Here is a 16,771-nt window from a genome sequence, read left to right on the forward strand (position 1 = left end):
TTCCATAATTGCGATGCAATAACTGAAGATTGTTGAACATCTTGCGAAATTCTGAAATCTTCAGCAAGAGGAAGATCACTCGGCGTTGACGAGGATGTTCAGCAGGTTGTCTGCCACGGTTTCATCATCGGCGCCCTGCACGTCGATGACTACGGAATCGCCCTGCTTGATGCCCAGGCCCATGACGGACAGGATGGAGTTAGCCGGAACCGGGTTGCCGCCTTCCTTGGCGATGGTGACGGTGCAGCCGGAGGCGGTGACGGCCTGGGTGAACTGTGCGGCCGGACGGGCGTGGATGCCGACGGGATCGTTGATGACGGTGGTGCGGGTTGCCATGATGGACACTCCTTTGAGTCGTGTGTTGATTGATTTTTGGTTGTGTTATTTGAAAGTCGTGCTGCTTGCCGAGCGAAATGCCTCGGTGCGCCGCTGCTAATTACTATAGCACCTTTTTTCACGAAACGCAGAAAACGTTTACCGGTTGTGTGTTACGGCTTAAAGTGTGTATACTGTGTGCAGGCTGAAAATGATTTACCGGCAAAGACGGTGGGAATCACGCAGTAACTCGACGCGCAAAGCAAGCGCGTAAATCACAACAACAAACGTTCGGTTCGCGTTCCTTTCGCGGGCAAACAACAAAACAAGGAAACAGGTCAAAGGAGTTCACATGATTATCAAAGGTGTTGGCATTGGTCGCGGTGTTGCAGTCGGCCCGGTCATCCGTATGGCGCAACCGCTGCCGGAACCGTCGGACGCTCCGCGTGCGGAAGGCATTGCTGCCGAAAGCGAAATCGCCCGCGTTGAAAAGTCCCTCGCACTGGTGAACGCCGACCTGAACCGTCGTGCCGAAGAGGCCGCCAATGGTGACGAAGGCGCCAAGCAGGCCGCTCCGATTCTGCAGGCCGTCGCCATGTTCGCTTCCGATCCGTCGCTGGCGGAATCCATCAAGGGTCTGATTCAGCAGGGTAAGACCGCCGAACGTGCAGTGCTCGAAGGCTTTGCCGCGGTGGAAGACATGTTCCGTGCCATCGGTGGCTATCAGGCTGAGCGTGCCGCCGATCTGCACGATGTCGGCCAGCGCGTGATTGCCGACCTTATGGGTGCTCCCGCTCCGGGCTTGCCGCAGAGCGAAACCCCGTTCGTGCTTGTCGCCGAAGATCTTTCCCCCGCTGATACCGCGGCGCTCGACATGAGCAAGACCCTCGCCATCGTCACCTCGCAGGGCGGCCCGACCTCGCACACCGCTATTCTGGCGCGCGCTCGTGGCATTGTGGCGGTTGTTTCCGCGGCCGAAGCCGAAAACCTGACCGATGGCACTACCGTGGTCGTGAACGCGGCCAAGGGCGAACTTGTCGTTGACCCGACCGAAGAGGAGATCGCCGTTGCCGAAGCCGCCAAGTCCCGTGCGGCCGCAGCCAAGGAACTGCGAGGCAATCCGGGCTCCACCAAGGATGGTCATCTGATTCCGCTGCTCGCCAACGTGGGCAAGCCGGCCGACGCAGCCAAGGCGCTGGAATATGGCGCTGAAGGCGTTGGTCTGTTCCGTACCGAATTCCTGTTCATCGGCAACTCCGAGCCGCCGACCGTCGAAGAGCAGACCCGCGCTTACACCGAGTTGTTGAGCCAGTTCCCGGGCAAGAAGGTCGTGATCCGTATGCTCGACGCCGGCGCTGACAAGCCGCTGCCGTTCCTCACTCCGGAAGACGAGCCGAATCCGGCTCTCGGCCTGCGCGGTCTGCGCACCCTGCGCGCCCACATGGACGTGCTCGAAGGCCAGCTCAAGGCGCTCGCCGCAGCCGATGCCGCCACCGACGCGAACCTGTGGGTCATGGCCCCGATGGTTGCCGACCAGCATGAGGCTGACTATTTCGTGAAGCTGGGCAAGAGCTTCGGTCTGCAGTTTGTGGGTGCGATGGCTGAGGTGCCGTCGATCGCGCTTATGGCCGATAAGGTGGCCGACGTGGCCGACTTCGTGTCGATCGGCACCAACGATCTGACCCAGTACACGCTGGCCGCCGACCGTACGCTCGGTTCCGTTGCCAACTATCAGACCGCTTGGCATCCGGCGGTGCTGCGTGCCATCAAGATGATCTGCGATGCGGGCAACGCCAAGGGCATGCCGGTGGGCGTGTGCGGCGAGGCCGCTGCCGATCCGGACTTGGCCGTAGTGCTGGCCGGTCTTGGCGTGAACTCCCTGTCCATGACTCCGGTGGCACTCGACGACGTGCGTGCCTCCCTTGCCGAAGTCACCTTCGAAGAGGCTCAGGCCCGTGCCGAAGCCGCCCTTAACGGCGACTTCTACCACCCGGCCAACTGAGCCGTATTAGCTGTGCCTATCGCCTGTAACGTCCTGTTTTTCAAGTGATGTGAGGTCTGGTAGGCCCTGTTTCCCGGAACGACCCCTGCCCGCGTGCCCCCATAGGCTCGCTCGCAGGGGTCGTTTCGTTATGCCGTCAATTGAAACCTTGTATGAGTCAGACGCTTGAGAGATACTGGGTTCATGAAGATTTCCGCAGATTTCACCGTCATTCCCGACGCGTTTGCCAAGGCGGCGCCGCCTGAGAACTGCATCGACGGTACGCCGATTGTTTCCTTCCCCTTCTACATTGATGCGCTTGATCCTGCAGTGCAGTTCCTGCATTGGGAATTCGTTGATCCGGATTCAATTCCGGTATGCGGTTTCCAGTGGAATCATTGGTCCCTCGCAAATCTGCCCGTGGATGCGCTGATGTACGATTTCAACGATTCCCACGCGCTCGCGATTCCGGCTGATTTCTCGCGCACGGTTTCCGCGATGATTCCTGAAGCGATTCAGGGACGCACGTCCGCCGCCTCGCCGTTGCTGCAGGGCCGCAGCAGTGATTCCGCAGTGACGATGCGTTACAACGGTCCGTATCCGCCGGATCAGGATCACGACTATTACCTGCATGTGTGGGGCACTACGGCTCCGCTCGCCGGCCTCAATCAGGGATTCTGGCTCAACGAAATGGAACGTGCGCTGCGTACTTCCGGTACAATCGTTGATCAGGGCGCTATTTTCCTCACTGGAAAAGCCTGATTTTTGAAAGAGAATCTCAAGTAAGGCCAGAAATCTGATTTCCGCAGCAATATAACGATATAAAAATGCGGAAATCAGAAATATATCCGACGAAAACGTATTAACAATAATCGAAAGGATTGCTGAATAATTATGGCGTGTACCACGATTTTGGTTGGCAAAGACGCAAGTTATGACGGATCGACCATCATCGCCCGTAATGAAGATAGTGCAAATGGTGAGTTTTGCCCGAAGCGCTTCATTGTAGTCAAGCCTGAAGATCAGCCGCGCAAGTACAAGAGCGTGCTTTCGCATGTTGAAATCGATCTTCCTGACAATCCGCTGCAGTATACGGCTGTGCCGAATGCCGATCTGAAGGAAGGCATTTGGGGCGAAGCGGGTGTGAACGAGGCGAACGTTGCCATGAGTGCCACCGAAACGCTCACCACCAATGAGCGTGTGCTTGGCGCCGATCCGTTCGTGGAACTCACGCCGGCCAAGGGCAAGGAAGGCGAAGAAGGCTTTGAGCCGGAAGTCGCCGGTGGTATTGGCGAAGAGGATTTCCTCACCCTCGTACTTCCGTACGTCACCACCGCCCGCGAGGGTGTGGAACGTTTGGGTGCGCTGCTTGAGGAATTTGGCACCTATGAGATGAACGGCGTTGCCTTCTCCGACGTTGACGAGATTTGGTGGCTGGAAACCGTTGGCGGCCATCATTGGATCGCCAAGCGTGTGCCGGACGAAGCGTATGTGACCATGCCGAACCAGCTGGGCATTGACGAATTTGATCTTGAAGATGCGTTTGGCGAGCAGGAGGACCACATGTGCTCCGCCGATCTGGCCGAGTTCATCGAACGCAACCATCTTGACTTGTCGGTGGAGAGCACTACGCCGTTCAACCCGCGTGACGCGTTTGGCTCCCACTCCGATTCCGACCACGTGTACAACACTCCTCGTGCTTGGTACATGCAGCGTTTCCTCAACCCGTACGACGAGCAGTGGGATGGTCAGGATGCCGACCACAAGCCGGTTTCCGACGATATTCCGTGGGCTCGCCAGCCAGAACGCAAAATCACCATCGAAGATGTGAAGTATGTGCTGAGCTCCCACTATCAGGGCACCCCGTACGATCCATATGGAAAGCTTGGCGACCAGCGCACCCGCCACATGTTCCGCCCGATCGGCATCAACCGCCAGAGCCAGCTTGCGGTAATGCAGATCCGCCCGTACCGCCCGCAGGTGAGCCGCGCGATCCAGTGGATCGCCTACGGTTCCAACCCGTTCAACACACTCGTGCCGTTCTTCCCGAACGTCAACTCCACGCCGAAGTATTTGGAAGACACCACTACGCGCGTCACGTCCGAAAACTTCTATTGGGAGAACCGCATTATCGCGGCCCTGTGCGATTCCAGCTTCGCCGACACCGCCAACGCTGTGGAACGCTATCAGGAGAAGACCGGCGCGATGGGCCACCGCATGGTTGCCTCTACCGACGAGCAGATCGAACGCTTGGTGGGTGACGTCACCGACGAATTCGATGCGGAAGACGAAATCGGCGATGTTCAGCCGATGGAACCGGATGAAATCATCGAAGCCGTGCGTAACGACGAAGCCCGTGAAATCCTTGCCGCAGCCAACGAGAACATGGCCGCGCAACTCAAGGAGGAAACCGACAAGCTTCTTGATTCCGTGCTGTACACCGCCAGCATGAACATGAAGAATGGCTTCCACATGTCGGACTTCTAATATCTCACTATTCGGCTCCTGTGACCACGTTACGGGAGCCGATTTTTTCCTGCAATACAACATCGTTAGAATGACGTCGTCCAAATCGAAGAAAGGAAACCCCAGTGACCAGCATTGAGGATTTCACCAGCCAGTACGGCTTGGTGCAGAAGATTGATGCGTTCGGCTATCTCGATTATTTGAAGAATGATCCGGATGCCCCGCGCAAGCATGGCAAGGTCGTGCTCGTCACCGCCGATACCCCGTTGAAGGCGTCTCGCGGCGAGGGCAAGACCACCACCACGATCGCGTTGATCGATGCGTTGCGTGAGCGTGGCGTCGATGCGGCCGCTGTGCTGCGTCAGCCGAGCATGGGCATTACCGCTGCCGGTTCCAAGGGCGGTGCTTCGGGCGGCGGCAAGGCTTCCCTGACTCACCCTGAGCTGATCGACTGGGGTCTGTGCGGCGAAATGGGTGCTATCGAAGCGGCTCAGAACCTGCTGGTTTCTTTCGCTGAGAAGGCCATCGACGATGGAAAGCTTGACGATATTGCCGTGCCGCGCGTTTCCGAAGTGCCGTCCCGTTCGCTGCGCCAGATTGCGGTGGATCGCGGCAAGGGCAATGTGGCTGAGCGTGTGGTGCTCACTCCGACCTGCGAGCTCATGCAGATTGTGGTGCTCTCTCGTTCCATGGATGAGATCGCCGATCGTGTTTCCAAGATGATTGCCGGTACGAAGGACGGCAAGGCCGTTACATTCGGTGAATTCGTTGATTTGTGGCGCATTACCGGCATTCTTTCCGATGCGGTGAAGCCTGCGAAGACGGAAACGGTGAATGGTTCTCCCGTGTATGTGCACGGCGGTCCGTTCGCGAACGTGTCTATCGGTATTCCGACGCTGGTTTCCGTGGAAATGGCGTGCGCTCTGCACGACGTGGTGATTGTTGAGGCTGGTTACGGTACTGACGCGGGCGCCCAGAAGTGGCTTGACATTGCTTGCCGTGAGTATGGCGCACAGTGGCCGTCCGCCGCGATTGTGGTGACTCGTGCTTCCACTTGGCGTGATGATCCGGCGCTCGCTTGGCGTTACCCGTTCCATGTGCAGCGCTTGGAAGGTCTTGATATTCCTACGTTCCCGCTGATTAACCTGTGGGATGGCGAAGACGATCAGATTCCGTCTTTGCAGCAGACCGCCAAGGATCTGGAGTTCCGCGAGCCGATTATCGGCAACCTGTATCGTGACGGCGGCAATGCGCTCGCCCCGCAGCTTGACGCGTTTGTTGACGCGGTGGTGAACGGTTCCATGCCGGCCACGCCGCACAGCCGCAAGGGCATGGCTCTGGTGGAGAACGTGCGTTGGGTCGCCGAAAACGCGTACGGTGTGCCGGCAGACCGTGTGATTCTAAAGGACGGTTTTGCCGAATCGCTTAATAAGGCGATGGACCTGTGCGCCAGCGCCGGCATTGACTTCGGTTCGCTCGCTCTGGTTGCGGTGAAGTCTCCGGCCACGATGACTGACAACGATTCTGCTCCGGCAGAGGAGCGTACGGTTACGTTGAAGAAGGTTGAGGTGCATTCCGGTGCCGGTTTGGTGCATGTGAACCTCACCACTTCGCTGACCACCCCTATGCCGAAGATCGTGTGATAAACGAGTCATAGCGTTCTGATCGCAACGTTTTAGGGCGGCCACTTACGTATATGCGTAGGCGGGCCGCCCTTTTTGCACCTTAATTTTGGTGGTCTCTAGCGAACGTCGCAACGCCATGACCTCGCAGGAAGGAGGTGACTTCGTTGGAAGTTGTCGCCCCGAACCGTGAGGCGGGGAACACGGTGTGTTTCCCGTAGGTGAGGTGAGAGGTTCGCAATATGGGCGAATCTCGAAGGAACGGTGGTGACTTCGTTGGAAGTTGTCGCCCCGAACCGTGAGGCGGGGAACACGGTGTGTTTCCCGTAGGTGAGGTGAGAGGTTCGCAATATGGGCGAACCTCGAAGGAACGGAGGTAACTTCGTCAGAAGTTGCCGCCGTTCCAGCCCCAGTCGGTGGTGGCGGTGTAGCGGATGTACGTGCGGTCGGCCGGAATGCCCAGTTCCTTCTCCAACGCGGCCATGATCTGCTCGGTCAGCTTCTCCCAGGCGGAACCGGGCACGGAACGACCGAACACGTTCACTTCGACGTATGCGGCTGGCTTGGAATTGTCGCCGCCGAAATAAATCGGCATATTGTCTTCAAACGGGCACATCAGCCAGCCTTCGGACTTGCCGGGAACGGCGGTGATCGCCTTGCCGTATGCGGACTTCAGCGCCTCTCGCTGTTCGGCGGTGGTGGACACGGAAACATGGGTGTGGATGACTGGCATGATGCTCTCCTTGAATTGTTGGAATCAGCCTTTGCGGTTCACCTCCAGTCTAGGCGTCGAACGGCGCAGTCGGGGTGGTTGTGTGAGAAATTTTGGGCTTTGCCTGAACGGCTGCCAAGGTGGTCTGCGTGCGCGTGTTAAATATTCGTTGTGAGAAAACTGATTGAACAGCTTATGAAATTTGGCCTCGTTGGCGTGATCGCCTTCATTATCGACTGGGGCATTCTGAATCTTCTCGTCGGCGTATTCCGCATGCACAACGTGCTCGCCGCAACCATCTCGTTCGTTATTTCCCTGATTTTCAACTATGTCGCCAGCATGAAACTGGTGTTCAAGCACCGTGACGACATGGCCCGCTGGATGGAAATCCTTATTTTCGTGATTGGCGCGCTGATTGGCCTGTTCATGAACGACGCCATTATTTGGATCTCCACGTATGGCATGAATCATGATGCATACGTGTCGCAGAGCACGGAATATCTGATCCGCACCAACGTCGGCAAGCTCATCGCAACCGCCGTGGTGATGGTGTGGAACTTCCTGACGCGCAAATGGTTGCTCGACGATACGCATACCAACGCTATGAACCGTTTGCGTAAGGCTGACAACCGTCTGACTCCGGAGGAGCTGGAAGCCAAGTGGCAGAACAGCTTCTCGCACAAGCTTGGCATATGGTCGCTGGAGCACACTCCCAACGGCTGGCCCAAGTAGTCCTGAATTCGGAAAATCTGTCTGCACAACCCGGAAATCTGCCCTGATTAAATATGCCCTGATTTTCGCATTGTGCAGACGGCCGGGCAGCCCTGAATATGAAAAGGCGGTGTCTTACACCTATACAAAGGTATAAGGCACCGCCTTCTCATATGCTTTGCATGCTTTAAGAGCGAAAGGTTACACGCTTACGGTGGTGAGCATGGGCTGCTCGGTGGAGTCCTTGATCTGCTTGAAGCCGAACAGGGCGATCACCAGCGAGGTGAGCGCCAAAGTCGTCACCACAATGAAACCACCGTGCGATCCCATACGGTCGATGAACTGGCCGGCAATCGCCGAACCGACAGAACCGCCGATCGAGTTCATTGCCCCCATCCAGGCCATGCCTTCGGTGAAGCGTGTGGGCGGTACCAAGTGCAGCATCAGCTGGTTGCCGTTCACCCACGTCGGTGCCTGGCACACGCCGATGAATAGGTAGATGATCATGATCACCCACAGATGTTTGGCGAACATGAACGAGCCAATGCCCAGATCGACCACGGCAAGGCAGAAGTAGAAACGCTTCCACAGCGGAATCGTCCAATTCTTCGCACCATACACGAGTGCGCCAATCAGCGAGCTGAACGAGAAGCAGGCGAACACGAAACCCGTGTACTGCTTCATATTCGCCTCCGTGGCGAACGCAACGATCGAAATGCCGGCAGCCGACTGGAACGCACCCAAGCCAAACCATGTCACGCACACGGCAATCAGGCCCGGCCCCCAAATCGACTCCTTGCGCCCGGCATTCACATCCGCGGCGGCCTGATCCATGGCGGCCTGCACTTCCGCAGCAGTTTTGCCTTCGGAACGTGCGCGATCGCGAGCGTATTCGATTGCCGCTTCAGCCTGCAACGCCTTGGAACGGGCAGCTTCGCGCTCACGGTATTCCTTGCGGGTCATGCCTGCTTCGCGAGCCAGTTGCGTCTGCGATTTCGGCTCGGTGGAAAGCTCGGTGAGGAACATGAGCGCACCGACCACTACGCACACGCCGGTGAACGAGAACGCCAACAGGCCGGAAATCACGGCCAGCGTGGAGGCGAGCGGATTGCCGATCACCCACATGCATTCGTCGAACACGCCGGAAAGCGAAAGCGCACGGTTCGTTTTCTCCGTATCGCCTTTAAGCAGCGTTGTCCAACGCTGACGGCTCATCGCGCCCCACGGCGGAATCGCCGCCATGAACGGCACGATGCAGAACAGAATCCATGAGGGCACTCGCGCGGTGATGCAGGAAACCAGCGCGGTCGCCGCGATCATCCACACAATGATCGTCGGAATCGACACCTGACGCTGGCCGAACTTATCAACCAGCTTGCCGAGCATCGGGCTTGCAACGGCCAGTGCGATCGCCTGCACGGCCGTCAGTGCGCCTGCCAGCGAGTAATTGCCGTAATAATGCTGCACGGAAATCGTGATTGTCATGCCGACCATCGGGAACGGCATGCATGCGATTACTGAACCGACCGAAAATCGGGCGGTGTGTGGTATGCGAAGAAGCTCCGCATACCCTCCGAAAAGACGTTGGCCGATGCTTTTGGCTCCGGCGAGGACTGAATTGGTCATGTTTTGCCGCTCCTTTCTGCTCACGGTTGGTGCTTGCGTCCGCCGCTTTGCGTTGCCGCAGACCGCTTGATATACCCTTGTTCTGCCTTGATTGGTTTTCTGTTTTTCTCCCCAGACCCAGTATCTCGCTTCAACCTTGCTTGAACGTCAATCGATTGACGCTTCAGCGTGTTGCATAGGGGTGGAGATTGGTTGTATGCCATTTTCTTGACCTGAACAACTTTATGCGGAGGTACTGTCGCAACACGCGGTACATTGAGGTTGGCAGACATAATTCGATTGGTTATTTTGTAAGTACTCATCACACGTTCACTTGGTAGACGAAAAGATGTTCGGCGGGCGAAAGACGGTTGTTGCAAAATGGTTGCGCAACGCTTCCAAAGCTTGCGATTGCAGAATTTTCGTTCCATCGGTCAACGTCAGCAGTCCGGCAGCATCTTGCGGAAAGGCGGTAGGGATGCCCGCAACAACCATCCATTTCGTACGTCACGGCAAAGTCGAAAATCCAGGGCATTTGCTCTACGAACGACTGCCCGGATTCCACCTGTCGGAAGTGGGTGTGCGCATGGCGCAGGCGACCGCGCACTACATTGCCGTCAGTCCACAACTCAACACAGTTTCCGCCATCTACTCGTCGCCGCTGGAACGCACGCGCGAAACGGCCGGCGAAATCCTCACCGCACTCAACGAAGTGCGCGAAACCCGTGGCGAGGAGACGCTGGAACTCACCACCGACGAGCGCATCATCGAAGCGCGCAACGAATTCCGCGGCACGCGCATCGGCTACGGCGAAGGCGCACTCTGGAAAAACGGCAACTGGAAGCTGGTACGCAACCTGTGGAAGCCAAGCTGGGGTGAAAGCTACCAGTCGATCGCGCATCGTGTGCAAGCGTTCGCCCTCGAAAAAGTGGGGGAGCATCCGGGCGAGCAAATCATTGTAGTCAGCCACGAATCGCCCATCTGGAGCTACAGGCACATGCTGGAAACCGGGCACCCGGAACATAATATGCTGCTACGTCACACGGCGCTCGCCTCCATTACCTCCATTACCTACGATTGCGATACGCGAAAGGTTTTGTCGATCACGTATGTCGACCCCGCTGCCGACGTGAAATAATGCGTGAAACGCGCGAAACGCGCGGCGGATAGTTGTGATGGCTGATATGCGGCAGGTAACGTGCGTCGGTTGTTGAAAGGAAGGGGATTCCATGCCATTATTGAAGGGCTGGGTCTCCTGATGGGCTTAGCGAAGATATGGACGTCGAGGCTGCAAAGGAGCACGAATGCCTTTTAAGATCAACAACGAAGCGCTTTACCCGCTCTACAATATGCCTCATACGCAGTTGGCCATCGAATATTGCGTCAAAGTGGTGGAGTTGTGGCCGCTGCAAACCGCGCAGGAGATGGAGAACGACGCCAAGTATATGGAAGATCTGCAGGTAGGGTTCTCCTGCATGATGGCAAGGGCGTTGCTGCGCTTGCCGGATGAAGTCGACATATCCGTGGCGGAAGCCGTATATGAGGGAATGGATGAGATTCCGGGCTGCGATCCAGCAGTGGTGCAGGCCCTGAAGAAAGCAAATCAGGCGTATGACGTGATGCGCGATTATTCCGAAACCAACAATGCCGACCTGTTCTTCAAAGCAGCCGACATTCTGGGCATCTTCATTGACGCCCACGTCGAAAAGAGCATCCGCAGTGTGATGAAAAGCGTCACTCACCTCATTCGCGGTAGCTCCGGATTCGAATTCGACGGCGAGGTGTCGAAGAACGTCAGCTTCTGCTACGCCACCACAGTCGATCCGTTGCAGCTCACCGGCCGCTACCTTGCGTCTGTTGCGGTGTGCGACGGACTGATGAATCTCATGTGTGACGGCATTGACGATTTGGGCGAGCAGGTCATACGTATACTGCCGGTATTGCTGTACGCCAACGAGCTGTGCGAACAGATGGCCATTCCGCCGACCTGCATGGGTGATGCGGCCCTGCTGCAACTGGTTGAGATGCGCGATTCCATACGCCACATGGATGGAATCGTTCCGGTCGAGGTCAATTCCTTCTGCGAGCGGACTTTCCTTATAACCGCAAACATGATGATTCCGCAGGCGGGCTTGGAATGGTCGTATCATGCGGATTGCCTGCGCTGGGATCCAAAGAAGGCTGAGCGGGAGGCCAAGGAAGAGGATGAGCGTAAGAGCAAGGAGGCGCTCGCTGAAAAGTTCAAATTGAAGAAGGACGATTCGGATAATTCGGACGATTCGGACGAAGGCGCGGAAGGCGATGATACGGAAGGTGGAACTTCAGAACGCGATTCGGAATAATCAAAATACTGCAAAACGGATATTCTGAAAATAAATTTGGAATATGAAATCTCGTCTCGATGTCGAATGATGGTATTGACGTGACAATATAAAAATCCCGGCACTTGCGACTGCGGTACCGGGATTTTTAGAGGAATATTACAATACTCTTTCATTACAAAAACCAAAAAAACTGCAGTGTGGAACAATCCCGACGAACCTCGAAGAAGAACGGCGCGTCGGATACTCTCGGCAATGTCGGCGTAAGGTCGTACGCATTGTCTGACGGATAAATTCAACGGTGTAGCGAAAAGCGAGTCGGTGTGTGGGGATGGGTGGCACGTCCGGTTTGCGGGGCACAATGGAACCTATGACTGAAGCTGAAAACACCAAACCGGAACTTCCCGAGAATGTTCGCGTGCGCTTCTGCCCGTCTCCGACCGGCATTCCGCACGTCGGCATGGTCCGTACCGCACTGTTCAACTGGGCTGAGGCCCGCCATACCAAGGGCACGTTCGTGTTCCGTATTGAAGATACGGACGCCCAGCGCGACTCCGAGGAAAGCTACAACCAGATCATCGAAGCCCTGAATTGGTTGGGCATCGACTGGGATGAGGGCATCAACGTGGGCGGTCCCGACGGTCCGTACCGCCAGTCCGAGCGCGGCGACATCTACAAGGATGTCGCAGCCAAGTTGCTCGCAGCCGGCTACGCGTACGAATCCTTCTCCACTCCGGAGGAAATCGAAGCCCGCAACGTGGCTGCAGGTCGCCCAAAGGCATTCGGCTACGACGGTTACGATCGCAACCTCACCGAAGAGCAGAAGGCCGCTTTCCGTGCGGAGGGCCGTAAGCCCGCCCTGCGTATCCGCATGCCCGACGAGGATATCGCGTTCGACGATCTGATCCGTGGCCGCATCGAATTCAAGGCCGGTTCCGTGCCGGATTACGTGATCGTGCGCCCGAACGGCGATCCGCTGTACACGCTGACCAATCCGGTCGACGATGCCATGATGAACATCAACGTGGTGCTGCGTGGCGAAGATCTGCTGAGCTCCACTCCGCGTCAGATCGTGCTCTACCGTTACCTGATCGAGCTGGGCGTGGCCAAGGAGATGCCGCTGTTCGGCCACATGCCGTACGTAATGGGCCAGGGCAACAAGAAGCTTTCCAAGCGCGATCCGGAATCCAACCTGTTCCTGCATCGCGACAACGGCTTCATTCGCGAAGGCCTGTTGAACTACCTGGCGCTGCTGGGCTGGTCCATCGCCGCCGACCGCGACGTGTTCTCCATGGAAGAGATGATCGAGAAGTTCGACGTGCGTGACGTCAAGGCCAATCCGGCCCGCTTCGACATCGACAAGGCCATTTCCATCAACGCCGAACACATTCGCATGCTCGAACCGCAGGACTTCCTAAACCGTGCCGTGCCGTATCTGAACCGTGACGGCGTGGTTTCCGCCGATTCTTGGGATGCGCTGACCGACCGTGAGCGCGAAGTGCTGTCCGCTTCCGTGGATCTCGTGCAGCCGCGCGTGCGTCTGCTGGGCGAGGTTGCGGGCATGGTCAGCTCGCTGCTCTCTACCGAGGGCTATATCGAGCCTGACGACGATGCCAAGAAGCAGTTGAAGGATTCCGCTCCGGCGGTGCTCGACGCCGCCATTGCCGCGCTTTCCGCTGTCGATGAGGCTGATTGGAAGACCGACTTTCTGCATGAGACGCTGAACAAGGCGCTGATCGAGGATGGCGGTTACAAGCCGCGTCTGGCATTCGGCCCTGTGCGCGTGGCCATGAGCGGCCGCCGCGTGTCTCCGCCGCTGTTCGAATCCATGGAGATCGTCGGCAAGGAGATTGCCGTCGCTCGCCTGCAGGGTTTGCGCGAGCACCTGTGATGCGCTGATTCGTGCGTTTGCATGATTGCATGACTGTTGACCCGCTGGAATGTTTTGTTCCAGCGGGTTTTGTTGTTCCTGAAATGATGCTCAAGAATGGCGGAAAATGGTGCGACACGCCGTGACTTGCGCACTTCTGAGGATTCGCGTATATTTATCACTCGTTGCGGTTCACGGCTTGGCTGAGAATCACAGCGATAACTCAAGCCCCCGTCGTCTAGCGGTCTAGGACTACGCCCTCTCACGGCGCCAACACCGGTTCAAATCCGGTCGGGGGTACGACGGACAACTTTTCGGAGTTGCCACGCCTGCCAAATTGGGATGTGGTGTAATTGGCAACACAGCTGATTCTGGTTCAGCCATTCTTGGTTCGAGTCCAGGCATCCCAGCCAATGACCCTCGCGGATGCGAGGGTTTTTTGTTTTTCGCAAGTATAGTCTGTCACTATGACACGGTCCAAGAAAGTTGCACTACCCTAGGAAACATGACTGAATTGCAGAACGCAGCAAAAGCCGCGGCCACGCGACCGCGCATCCAACCGGCGGAAGAAGGAGACGATCGCCCACTTTCCGTATCCGCGCGACTGGGGCGACTGCAATTCCACCAATCCGGCAAATTCCGTGTGCTGCAGCTTACCGACATCCAAGACGGGCCGAAAGTCAGCAAAGACACCGTCAAACTTATCGAAGCGTCGCTGGACGTCACACGGCCGGACATTGTTATCTTCACCGGCAATCAGATCGCAGGATACGATTCCGCATACGCGCAAACCACGCGCAAGCGTCGCTGGAGCGCTCCTGTCGGAACTGCGCGCGAGGCTGACTCATCCAAGTCTTCTGAAGCGTCAGAACGGTTCGAAGCCGCACTGGAATGTACACGCGCATCCGTGCGCGCCACCGTCGAACAGCTCGTGCGTCCGCTTGCCGACCGTGGCATTCCGTGGGCGGTAACCTTCGGCAATCATGATTTTCAGTGCGGGTTGGGCAATGCGGAAATCGAAAGCATTTGCAGGGAATTTCCCGGATGCCTGAATCCTGATCCTGCGCGACTTCAGGCGGAGCAATATTTGCCGAGCCAACGCGTGTTTGTCTGTGAGCCGGGCACATTCGCGTTGCCGGTTTCCGACGTGGATCATACGACGTCCGTGCTTGGCCTGGTATTGCTGGATTCAGGCGATTACGCACGTTCCGGCGGATACGGAAGCCCGTCCGCGGAGGCGTTGCGATTCCTTGCCGAAGTGCCGGAAATGATGGCCACGCAATCTCAGAAACAGGTAGAATTGCACGAAACCGCGCAATCGCAGGAACAGGCGGTGCCGTGCATGGTATTTCAGCATTTTCCGGTGCAACAGTATTACCAACTGTTGAAGCCGGCTGCGGCGAATGCGGCGCGCGCGATCGAAGGCTACCGCAATTACGCTGGGAAACACTACGTTTTGGACGAGGAGAAAACGCTTCCCGGCAGTTATTTGGGGGAGGGCATCAGCTGTCCCGACGTCGACAGCGGCGAATTTGCAATTTTAGAGCAATACGGATATTTCGCGATTTCCGCGGGGCATGATCACCGCAATGCGTTCGTTGGAACGGTACCGATTTCGCAGAATTCCGCTGATGCGCAGACGGCGAAGGTTCCACCGAAGGTGATTGACGGGCTGATGATGATCGCGTCGCCCACCAGCGGTTTCGGATCGTACGGTCCGGTGCCGCAGAAGAGGGCCGCACGTCTGATTGAGTTCGACATTCGACATCCGTACGAGCCGCGCACGCAGCTACTGGAATACGGCGAATTGGTGGGCAAGCCGAGCGCGGGCAAGGCGTACGCATACGGTATGACCAGCGAGTCGAAGCCCGAATCCGAAGGCGTGGATCTGCTGCATAGGTCAACTTGGTGGAGCAAACTGCTGTCTTGGCTGTGCAAGTGAACGGCAGTCGCGGCAAATGAAAACCACAAAACGAAAAACCGTGCCTTGCATGCGCTGCAAAGCACAGTCGAAAAGCTTGCGAAGCTGTACGGTCGTAAAACCGTAACCGCCTGTCAGCGGCCGGAAGAAGCCTTAATCAGGGCGTCGGTCAGATATTTACCGGCAGCCATAACCAGCGGGGCGTAACGGCGTCCGGGATTGGACCCCATACGACCGTCCGGACCGGAAATCGAAATCGCGGCAATCACTTGGCCGGAAGCATTGCGAATCGGCGCGGAAATCGAGCATACGCCCTCATCGCGCTCGTTCACGGATTCAGCCCAACCGCGCTTGCGCACGGCGGTAAGCTTGGACGCGGTGAACTTGGCGTGGCGCAACCCCTGATGCAGGCGTTCAGAATCCTCCCAAGCCAGCAGAATCTGGGCTGCGGAACCGGCCGCCATCGACAGCATCGCACCAACCGGAATGGAATCGCGCAAACCGGATGCGCGCTCCACAGCGGCGATGCACACGCGCATATCGCCCTGACGGCGGTAAATCTGCGCGGATTCGCCGGTACGATCCAGCAACGTCTGCAAAATCGGTGCGGCTGCGGTCAGCAAACGATCTTCGCCGGCGGCTGCGGCCAATTCCGCAAAACGCGAACCAAGCACGAAACGGCCATGTTGATCACGCAACACAAAACGGTGACGCTCCAGCGCAATCGCCAGTCGATGCGCGGTCGGTCGAGCCAGGCCCGTTGAGGAAACCAGCTGTCCGAGCGTTGCCGGACCGGATTCAAGCGCGTCAAGGATTTTGACGGTCTTGTCAAGCACGCCCACGCCGGAATGAATCTCGTTGCTTTGAGAAGACGTCGTGTGGTGGGTCTCAGCTTGAAGCTCAGTCTCATCCGACTGCGATTCAGGCATGGTGGTGCTTGTATTCGAAGAAGTCATAAGAGGGATTATGCCATCTCACATATTGAAATGCAAAATGTATGCAATGTCGGACTGCGGTAAAGCAGAAATTTTCTAACTTTTACTCAGTAAAGGAAAAGTTGGGAAAATGCTGATTTTTCAACGATTATGTTGGCTCATACGGAGAGATATGTCGCATTTTGCGTGTTTTTAGCGTGAATTAACGTGAACTCGACGCATGCATGATACGTGCGTTGCATGCAAGTATCTCATATACCGGCATAGACGCATTCGAACCGGGCTCAAACACCATAGGCTTATAGCACGAAC

At 57.0% G+C, this 16,771-nt stretch carries 15 protein-coding genes and 2 tRNA genes; 11 read left to right on the forward strand and 6 right to left on the reverse strand.

Features of this window, described 5'->3' with window-relative positions:
• Positions 1–75: 75 nt before the first annotated feature.
• Entirely contained in the window at positions 76–336 is a 261-nt protein-coding gene (locus tag AH68_RS00920; protein WP_003836316.1) for an HPr family phosphocarrier protein, read from the reverse strand.
• Positions 337–667: 331 nt separating this feature from the next.
• Between AH68_RS00920 and ptsP the strand changes: the two genes are divergently transcribed.
• The 4 genes from ptsP to AH68_RS00940 all read left to right on the forward strand — a co-directional run bounded on the left by ptsP (position 668) and on the right by AH68_RS00940 (position 6,405).
• Positions 668–2,317 (forward strand): phosphoenolpyruvate--protein phosphotransferase, encoded by a 1,650-nt coding sequence (ptsP, locus tag AH68_RS00925; protein ID WP_039196798.1) that lies wholly within the window; start codon positions 668–670, stop codon positions 2,315–2,317.
• Between the two features lie 183 nt (positions 2,318–2,500).
• The gene (locus tag AH68_RS00930) at positions 2,501–3,058 is read left to right on the forward strand and encodes a YbhB/YbcL family Raf kinase inhibitor-like protein (protein ID WP_039196801.1); all 558 of its coding nucleotides are present in this window, start codon (positions 2,501–2,503) and stop codon (positions 3,056–3,058) included.
• A 132-nt stretch (positions 3,059–3,190) separates the two neighbouring features.
• Positions 3,191–4,783, forward strand: coding sequence for a C69 family dipeptidase (locus AH68_RS00935; protein WP_039196803.1), 1,593 nt, complete (start codon positions 3,191–3,193; stop codon positions 4,781–4,783).
• A 104-nt stretch (positions 4,784–4,887) separates the two neighbouring features.
• Positions 4,888–6,405 carry a formate--tetrahydrofolate ligase gene (locus tag AH68_RS00940; RefSeq protein WP_039196805.1) on the forward strand — a complete coding sequence of 506 codons (1,518 nt, stop codon included), beginning with the start codon at positions 4,888–4,890 and terminating at the stop codon, positions 6,403–6,405.
• Between the two features lie 364 nt (positions 6,406–6,769).
• Here the strand turns inward: AH68_RS00940 and AH68_RS00945 are convergent, their stop codons facing one another.
• Positions 6,770–7,117, reverse strand: a complete 348-nt coding sequence (locus AH68_RS00945; RefSeq protein ID WP_039196806.1) for a phenylpyruvate tautomerase MIF-related protein — start codon at positions 7,115–7,117, stop codon at positions 6,770–6,772.
• 174 nt (positions 7,118–7,291) lie between these two features.
• Here AH68_RS00945 and AH68_RS00950 point away from each other — a divergent pair, with 174 nt between their 5' ends.
• Positions 7,292–7,828, forward strand: a complete 537-nt coding sequence (locus AH68_RS00950; protein WP_033500693.1) for a GtrA family protein — start codon at positions 7,292–7,294, stop codon at positions 7,826–7,828.
• A gap of 180 nt (positions 7,829–8,008) precedes the next feature.
• Here the strand turns inward: AH68_RS00950 and AH68_RS00955 are convergent, their stop codons facing one another.
• The 3 genes from AH68_RS00955 to AH68_RS10695 are packed head-to-tail and all read right to left on the reverse strand — an operon-like array spanning position 8,009 to position 9,907.
• Positions 8,009–9,433: an MFS transporter gene (locus tag AH68_RS00955; RefSeq protein WP_039196807.1), complete on the reverse strand. Its 1,425-nt coding sequence runs from the start codon at positions 9,431–9,433 to the stop codon at positions 8,009–8,011.
• Positions 9,434–9,453: 20 nt separating this feature from the next.
• Positions 9,454–9,735, reverse strand: coding sequence for a hypothetical protein (locus AH68_RS10515; RefSeq protein WP_144245676.1), 282 nt, complete (start codon positions 9,733–9,735; stop codon positions 9,454–9,456).
• 7 nt (positions 9,736–9,742) lie between these two features.
• Positions 9,743–9,907, reverse strand: coding sequence for a hypothetical protein (locus AH68_RS10695; RefSeq protein ID WP_158332975.1), 165 nt, complete (start codon positions 9,905–9,907; stop codon positions 9,743–9,745).
• On the opposite strand from AH68_RS10695, the gene AH68_RS00960 reads away from it, so the two are divergent.
• The 6 genes from AH68_RS00960 to AH68_RS00985 all read left to right on the forward strand — a co-directional run bounded on the left by AH68_RS00960 (position 9,891) and on the right by AH68_RS00985 (position 15,545).
• Positions 9,891–10,550, forward strand: coding sequence for a histidine phosphatase family protein (locus AH68_RS00960; RefSeq protein WP_039196808.1), 660 nt, complete (start codon positions 9,891–9,893; stop codon positions 10,548–10,550). The two genes, AH68_RS10695 and AH68_RS00960, sit on opposite strands and share 17 nt — an antisense overlap.
• Positions 10,551–10,716: 166 nt before the next feature.
• A complete protein-coding gene (locus AH68_RS00965; protein ID WP_039196810.1) occupies positions 10,717–11,754 on the forward strand; it encodes a hypothetical protein in 1,038 nt (345 codons plus the stop codon).
• A gap of 349 nt (positions 11,755–12,103) precedes the next feature.
• Positions 12,104–13,624: a glutamate--tRNA ligase gene (gene gltX / locus AH68_RS00970; protein ID WP_039196812.1), complete on the forward strand. Its 1,521-nt coding sequence runs from the start codon at positions 12,104–12,106 to the stop codon at positions 13,622–13,624.
• Positions 13,625–13,830: 206 nt separating this feature from the next.
• Positions 13,831–13,903, forward strand: a tRNA-Glu gene (locus tag AH68_RS00975).
• 38 nt (positions 13,904–13,941) lie between these two features.
• Positions 13,942–14,016, forward strand: a tRNA-Gln gene (locus AH68_RS00980).
• 92 nt (positions 14,017–14,108) lie between these two features.
• Positions 14,109–15,545: a metallophosphoesterase gene (locus tag AH68_RS00985; protein ID WP_039196813.1), complete on the forward strand. Its 1,437-nt coding sequence runs from the start codon at positions 14,109–14,111 to the stop codon at positions 15,543–15,545.
• A gap of 113 nt (positions 15,546–15,658) precedes the next feature.
• Here AH68_RS00985 and AH68_RS00990 read toward each other — a convergent pair whose 3' ends face one another.
• Positions 15,659–16,480 (reverse strand): IclR family transcriptional regulator, encoded by an 822-nt coding sequence (locus tag AH68_RS00990; protein ID WP_033500700.1) that lies wholly within the window; start codon positions 16,478–16,480, stop codon positions 15,659–15,661.
• Positions 16,481–16,771 lie beyond the last annotated feature (291 nt).

Source organism: Bifidobacterium catenulatum PV20-2, from assembly GCF_000800455.1.
Lineage (GTDB): Bacteria > Actinomycetota > Actinomycetes > Actinomycetales > Bifidobacteriaceae > Bifidobacterium > Bifidobacterium kashiwanohense_A.

Excerpts from the sequence above, each read along its gene's own strand:
- AH68_RS00920 (WP_003836316.1), bottom strand. The coding sequence starts at position 336 with ATGGCAACCCGCACCACCGTCATCAACGATCCCGTCGGCATCCACGCC.
- AH68_RS00960 (WP_039196808.1), top strand. The coding sequence starts at position 9,891 with ATGCCCGCAACAACCATCCATTTCGTACGTCACGGCAAAGTCGAAAAT.
- AH68_RS00965 (WP_039196810.1), top strand. The coding sequence starts at position 10,717 with ATGCCTTTTAAGATCAACAACGAAGCGCTTTACCCGCTCTACAATATG.
- AH68_RS00955 (WP_039196807.1), bottom strand. The coding sequence starts at position 9,433 with ATGACCAATTCAGTCCTCGCCGGAGCCAAAAGCATCGGCCAACGTCTT.
- AH68_RS00985 (WP_039196813.1), top strand. The coding sequence starts at position 14,109 with ATGACTGAATTGCAGAACGCAGCAAAAGCCGCGGCCACGCGACCGCGC.
- AH68_RS00950 (WP_033500693.1), top strand. The coding sequence starts at position 7,292 with ATGAAATTTGGCCTCGTTGGCGTGATCGCCTTCATTATCGACTGGGGC.
- AH68_RS00935 (WP_039196803.1), top strand. The coding sequence starts at position 3,191 with ATGGCGTGTACCACGATTTTGGTTGGCAAAGACGCAAGTTATGACGGA.
- gltX (WP_039196812.1), top strand. The coding sequence starts at position 12,104 with ATGACTGAAGCTGAAAACACCAAACCGGAACTTCCCGAGAATGTTCGC.
- AH68_RS00930 (WP_039196801.1), top strand. The coding sequence starts at position 2,501 with ATGAAGATTTCCGCAGATTTCACCGTCATTCCCGACGCGTTTGCCAAG.
- AH68_RS00945 (WP_039196806.1), bottom strand. The coding sequence starts at position 7,117 with ATGCCAGTCATCCACACCCATGTTTCCGTGTCCACCACCGCCGAACAG.
- AH68_RS00990 (WP_033500700.1), bottom strand. The coding sequence starts at position 16,480 with ATGACTTCTTCGAATACAAGCACCACCATGCCTGAATCGCAGTCGGAT.
- ptsP (WP_039196798.1), top strand. The coding sequence starts at position 668 with ATGATTATCAAAGGTGTTGGCATTGGTCGCGGTGTTGCAGTCGGCCCG.
- AH68_RS10515 (WP_144245676.1), bottom strand. The coding sequence starts at position 9,735 with ATGAGTACTTACAAAATAACCAATCGAATTATGTCTGCCAACCTCAAT.
- AH68_RS10695 (WP_158332975.1), bottom strand. The coding sequence starts at position 9,907 with ATGGTTGTTGCGGGCATCCCTACCGCCTTTCCGCAAGATGCTGCCGGA.